The following is a 5629-nucleotide window of genomic DNA, read 5'->3' on the forward strand; positions in this document are numbered from 1 at the left end:
CCGCCGGGACCCATCATTCCGCCGGGCCCCATTCCACCCCCGCCCATCATCTGGCCCATCATCGCCGGCATCCCGATCTCCACGAAACCCGTGACCTCGCGGGCGTGCTCCCTGATCGCTGCCGTCAGCGCGGGATCCTCGGAGGTCTCCTCGGTGACGACACCGTTCGGTGTCAAGGTCATCCGGCGCCGGTAGGCCCCGGCCCCGCGGAACATCGTGGGCAGACTCGAACTCATGCAGACCACCTCGACACCCTGGTCCAGATGGTCGTACATGCTCGACACATGCGCCTGTAACTGGGCCACCAGCTCGGGAGCATTCGACTCGGTGGTGGTACGAACCCCGCCCGGAATCTCGTCCACCACTCGGCGGATCTCGTTGTGGCGACGGAACATCTCCATGTAACGGCGCATGTCCACCGGGCCGGTCCCCATGAACCCGCCGCCTTCGGTCAGACGGATCCGCGCCGCCGGCGGCTCGCCGCCCCCACGCAGCAGGTAGCCCAGGCCGGCGGCGGTTCCCAATCCCAAGAGTCCGAACGCGGCCAGCGTTTCACGACGGGTCAGCCGGGCCATCACGCCTCCTTCAGCGGAACTTGGCGGACACCACCGGCCACATGCCGGCGGCCACCTCCAGTCTGCCCGGGCGGCACACCGCCGCCACAGGGACGTTTGGCGGCTCACCCCGGGCGAAGGTCCCCCGCCCAGCCAAGACGGACGCGAATTCGGGTGTCTCATCCCCTGTTGTCGGCGCGCCCGGAGGCGCATAATTCGGTTTGACGGCGAGGGGGTTTTGACAGATCCCGTAGCCGCGAACCGTGACTCCACCGATTGGCCGAGCCCGCTCGCCGCCTCCTATCCGGATGCGAACAAGGGAGTCGGGGATGTCCGAGCAGGACGACAACATCGAACTGATCAAGAGGGGTTACGCCGCGTTCGCCGACGGCGACGTGGAGACCATCATGAGCCTCTTCGACGACAACATCGAATGGGTGCAGCCCGGTGACAGCGCGATCAGCGGCACGCATCACGGCAAAGGTGAGCTGGGCCAGCTGTTCGCGCAGATGGCGGCCAAGAACACCGTCGCGACGCCGCGCCGGTTTCTCGCCGACGGTGACCTGGTCGTCGCCCTCACCGACGTGACCGTCGGCGACCAACACTGCCGGGACGCCGACGTGTTCACCGTGCGCGACGGCAAGGCGGTACGCGCCGAGGTGCACACCGACACGGCACTGACCGAACGGGTCTACGGCAAGAAACAGGTGACTGCCGGCTAGCCGAAAACCGTTGCGCGTATTGGTGTCCCGCGCTTGACCTGCACCGCGCCGGATGGGCGCGGGGCGCTAATCGGTCGCGCTCTGCTCGCCCCCGCGGCGGCGGGCGGCGCCCCACAGCCCGACGGCGATGCCGACCGCGGCGCCGCCGAGGCCGATGATCTGCTGGCCGCGTTTGAGGTCGCGGTGCACACTGGCACCGCCCAGAAGATCGGCCGCATCCGCACCGGCCGAGGCCAGGAACCAACCGCGGGTGTTGCGGTTCCGCAGGGCCGCCGATACCAGCAGGCCGCCGATCAGCGCGTCGCGGTAGCCCATCGAACGCAACAGCAGCTGGGCCGAGGGCCCCGGATCCTCGGGCTCGCCCCACAGCCTGTTGGCGCGCAGCGGATCGACGAGGAAGGAGACACCGGAGGCCAGACGGATGCTGCCCGCGACGAGCGCGGCACGATCGATCGACATGATTGGCAGCCTAGGCACCAGGGCCGGCCACCGCGCCGATTCGACCCTCATCGTGCCTTCACGATGAACGACGGCTGCTCCGCCGCGATCCCGACAGCCATGCCCCCGGGCCAGGCCGGGCCGAGACGATGAGCCCTGCGAGCCGGCCCGCGCTGAGACAGCCCGCGCTGGCCCGGCACCGACGCGCCAGCCGTGACACATTGGAGGTCCGGGGGCGACGGAAGGAAAGCGATGGTCAGCTACAACCCCGCCATGCAGAAGGCCACCCTGTCCGAGATCGAGAGCGACGTGCACGGTCTGATCAGCAAGCGCACGGCGGATCTCGACGGCGTGTCGGTCACGCAGGTCACCTTCGGCGTCGGCGCCCGGTGGTGCAACGATCTGAAGGACTACGCCGGGACCGACCTGTGCGAACTGCCCCATGTGGCGCTGGTGCTGGCCGGCACCCTGGCGGTCAGCATGGCGGACGGAAGCGAGGAGAGCTTCTCGGCCGGCGATGTGATGCTGCTGCCCCCCGGACACGACGCGTGGACGGTGGGCGACGAGGCGTGCACATTCGTCGAGTTCTCCCGCGGCAACGACTACTACGCGTAGCGGAAGCCCCGGCTTCTACCGCAACGCGCTCCGCGATCCGGCACCGAGACGCGCACTGCCACAACAATATCCGCTGATACGGGGATGCTGCCGGGATGATGATGATACGGAGACGAAAGCCGGGACCGCGACCCCGCGGCGCCGGGCGGGCACCCGCGGCGGCGTCCTACGTCCTTCGTCCCCGTGAGCCGGGTCGTTGGACCCTGGCCGTGTGAGGCTTTCCGGCTTACTCTTAGACCGCAATCCGTCAGATCGCCACAATCCACGACCCGCACCGCTCAGTTGAGGAGCCGGAACGATGCGAGCTGTCTACCACGAGAAGCTGTCCGAACTGAACGAGCAGATCGCCACGCTGTGTGGCGTGGCCGGGGCCGCCATGAAGGGCGCCACCGAATCCCTCCTGCAGGCCGACGTCGCCGCGGCCGAGCAGGTCATGACAGACCAGGGCCGGATCAGCGCGTCGATCACCGACATCGAGACCCAGGCGGTGTCGCTGCTCTCGCTGCAACAGCCGGTGGCCGGAGAACTCCGGTCGATCGTCGCGACGGTGCAGATCGCCGCCGACGTGGACCGCATGGGCGCCCTGGCCGCCCACGTGGCCAAGATCGTCCGCCGTCGTCACCCCGAGCATGTACTGCCCGACGAGGTCACCGGCCTGTTTACCGACATGGGCAGGGTGGCTTGCGAGTTGGGCGCCAGCGCGCAGCAGGCGCTTGCCTCCGGCGACGCCGAGAAGGCGGCACGCCTGCAAGAGGACGACGACGAGATGGACGATCTGCACCGGCAGCTGTTCATGGTTCTGATGGACCACGGCGGCTGGACCCACGGTGTGCGCGCGGCCGTCGACGTCGCCCTGCTGAGCCGGTTCTACGAACGCTTCGCCGACCACGCGGTTGAGATCGGCCGGCGCGTCGTGTTCCAGGCCACCGGTGCACTGCCCGCCGAGCAGGAGATCGGAACCTACTAGCCCGCCCGCCGCTAACCAGCGGGGGTGATCAATCCGTAGTGCCCGTCGTAGCGCAGGTAGAGCACCTGGGCACGCCCCTCGGCGGCGTCGATGAAGAACAGAAACGGCAGACCGAGCAGGCCCAGCCGCTCGATCGCGTCCCGCTCGGTGATGCAGGGCGCCGGCTGCGGGCTGATCGTCACCGGAAGCTCGTAGGGATCCAGCTGATCGGCGACCTCGGGGCTCACCAACGCCAGGCGATAGCCCGTGGCTCCGCCGCGGTAGAGCACGCCGGCGGCACCCGACCCTTTCTCCGTGAACAGGTGGAAGTCGTAGTCGAGCAGCTGCATTTCGCGGGCCGCGTCGTCGACCGTGCAGGGCGCCATCGCGAACGACTTGCGCCGGATGACGCGGCGTTCCTCGGGCGGGCGGGGAAAGTGGGCGGGCCGGTGCGTGGGCTCGGATTCGTGTCGCCACTCATGCGGTGCGCCCTCGGGCAGCCGGCCCCGGCGCGCCTCCCAGTGTTCGGCGACACGTTCCAGCCGGTGTCGCAGCCGCTCGACGAGCCGGTCGATGGCCTCGTAGGCGGTGGCGCCGTGCACCTGGGCGCGGACCAGCCGGCCCTCGACATCGAGATTGGCCTGCGCGATCACGGGCTGCTCGACGGCCGGGTCGCGAAGCTCGGTGAGCTTGACGTGTGCGTGCAGCACCGGGCGGTGCGCGAACCGGCCGAGTTCCCCGACCTTGGCGCGGGCGTAGTCGGCGGCGCCGGGCAGATTGCCCCGGATGGTCACCTCGACGTCAACAACCTCTGAGAGATCTTGCCTCTTGGACATGTTTCCTTGCTACGCCTGGGCTCTGGGTTCGCGCCAGAGGCGAAGGTCACCGACGCCACCTCAATGGTGTGGGGCCTGTGACGGCGCGGAGGCGATCCGGTACACCTCGAGCAGCCTGCTCAGGTCGCGCGCGGTGACGATGCCGACCAGTCCGCTGCTGTCGGCGACCAGCGCGCGGTCGCCGGCCTGTGACCGCAGCCGTTCCAGCAGAACGGTCACCGGTTCGTCGGGTGCGGCGGTGGGCACCTCGGGCAGCGGGATCGCGACCTCGCGCACCAGGGTGTCGGCGCGCCGGCCCGGCTCGACGCCGCGCAGTTGAACCAGGGTGATCAGCCCGATGATCGTCCCGTCCCGGTCGGCGACCGGGTACGCCGAGTGCCGGTCCCCCAGCAGATACCGGTGGATGAAGTCCTCGACGGTGATGTCGGCCGGCGCGGTGTGCGGGTGGGCGGTCATGACGTCGCCGACGCGGACCCGGGCAAGGGCCTGCTGGGTCACCGCCTGGGTCTCCTCCTCCCGGGAGGCGGCGAAGATGAACCAGCCCAGGAACGCCAACCACACGCCGCCGACCACGGAGCCGGTGAGGAACTGCAGCAGCCCCAGCCCGATCAGGACGAAGGCGAGGATGCGCCCGGCCCGGGCCGCGCCGACGCCGGCGCGCACGGGATCGCCGTGACGTCGCCACAGGTAGGCCTTGAGCACCCGCCCGCCGTCCAGCGGCGCGCCGGGCAGCAGGTTGAACAGGCCGAGCAGCAGGTTCACCGCCGCCAGCCACCACCCCACCGCGGCCACCAGCGGTTCGGCTCCGACGCTGTCGAGCCCGTAGGCCGCGGCCCCGAAGACCGCCGCGAGCATCAGGCTGGTCAGCGGCCCGGACACCGCGATCCGGAACGCCTCCTTCGGGGTCTTGGCGTCGCCGCCGAGGCGAGTGACACCGCCGAAGAGCCACAACGTCACGTCGAACACCCGGACCCCGGCCCGGCGTGCCAGGATCGCGTGGGTCAGCTCGTGGGCCAGCAGCGAGGCGAGCAGGATCAGCGCCCCGCACGCCCCGGCCACCCAGTAGAGCGCTGTGGGGTAGCCCGGCTCGGCGTCGGGCAACGTGGAGGCCAGGCTCCAGGTGAACAGCCAGAGGATGACCAGCACACTCCAGTTGACGGCGATCGGGAACCCGGCGATGCGTCCTATCGGGATACTGCCCATGTCTCCCGTGACCTCTCCTGTGACCGCGCCGCGCGCACCCGGCTGCCCCGCCGAGACCCGGCGGTGACACCGACGCTAGGAGCGTGACGGCCGTCGGGCACCGGGCTTAGGTCCCCAGGTGCGTGGCCATAGGGACCTGCGGCCCGGGTTCCCCGCGCGTCGCGGGGCCGCTAGGTGGTGTCTGTCAGTTGCGGACGCGGTGGTTGATGATGATCGCGGCTAGGGTTACCCCTCCGAGGTAGCTCAGGGCGTACTTGTCGTATCGGGTGGCGATTCCTCGCCAGTGCTTGAAGCGGTTGAAGGATCGCTCGACAG

7 protein-coding genes are annotated in these 5629 nt (G+C 69.6%); 3 read left to right on the top strand and 4 right to left on the bottom strand.

Going from position 1 to position 5629, the window contains the following annotated elements:
* On the bottom strand, positions 1 to 575 hold a 575-nt coding region (locus CSR00_RS29120), incomplete at its 3' end, for a hypothetical protein (protein WP_099025836.1).
* Between the two features lie 308 nt (positions 576 to 883).
* Here CSR00_RS29120 and CSR00_RS29125 point away from each other — a divergent pair.
* Positions 884 to 1276, top strand: a complete 393-nt coding sequence (locus CSR00_RS29125) for a nuclear transport factor 2 family protein (RefSeq protein WP_099025837.1) — start codon at positions 884 to 886, stop codon at positions 1274 to 1276.
* Between the two features lie 66 nt (positions 1277 to 1342).
* On the opposite strand, the gene CSR00_RS29130 is transcribed toward CSR00_RS29125, so the two are convergent.
* Positions 1343 to 1735, bottom strand: a complete 393-nt coding sequence (locus CSR00_RS29130; RefSeq protein ID WP_099025838.1) for a DUF4267 domain-containing protein — start codon at positions 1733 to 1735, stop codon at positions 1343 to 1345.
* A 231-nt stretch (positions 1736 to 1966) separates the two neighbouring features.
* On the opposite strand from CSR00_RS29130, the gene CSR00_RS29135 reads away from it, so the two are divergent.
* Together CSR00_RS29135 and phoU are read left to right on the top strand one after the other, a co-directional pair.
* Positions 1967 to 2329: a cupin domain-containing protein gene (locus CSR00_RS29135; protein WP_099025839.1), complete on the top strand. Its 363-nt coding sequence runs from the start codon at positions 1967 to 1969 to the stop codon at positions 2327 to 2329.
* 298 nt (positions 2330 to 2627) lie between these two features.
* Entirely contained in the window at positions 2628 to 3296 is a 669-nt protein-coding gene (gene phoU / locus CSR00_RS29140; protein ID WP_099025840.1) for a phosphate signaling complex protein PhoU, read from the top strand.
* A gap of 11 nt (positions 3297 to 3307) precedes the next feature.
* Here the strand turns inward: phoU and CSR00_RS29145 are convergent, their stop codons facing one another.
* Together CSR00_RS29145 and CSR00_RS29150 are read right to left on the bottom strand one after the other, a co-directional pair.
* Positions 3308 to 4111 (bottom strand): ribosome hibernation promotion factor, encoded by an 804-nt coding sequence (locus CSR00_RS29145; protein ID WP_099025841.1) that lies wholly within the window; start codon positions 4109 to 4111, stop codon positions 3308 to 3310.
* Between the two features lie 60 nt (positions 4112 to 4171).
* Positions 4172 to 5314, bottom strand: coding sequence for a site-2 protease family protein (locus CSR00_RS29150; RefSeq protein WP_099025842.1), 1143 nt, complete (start codon positions 5312 to 5314; stop codon positions 4172 to 4174).
* Between the last annotated feature and the right edge of the window lie 315 nt (positions 5315 to 5629).

This window comes from Mycolicibacterium palauense, from assembly GCF_002592005.1.
In the GTDB taxonomy this organism is placed as follows: Bacteria; Actinomycetota; Actinomycetes; order Mycobacteriales; family Mycobacteriaceae; genus Mycobacterium; species Mycobacterium palauense.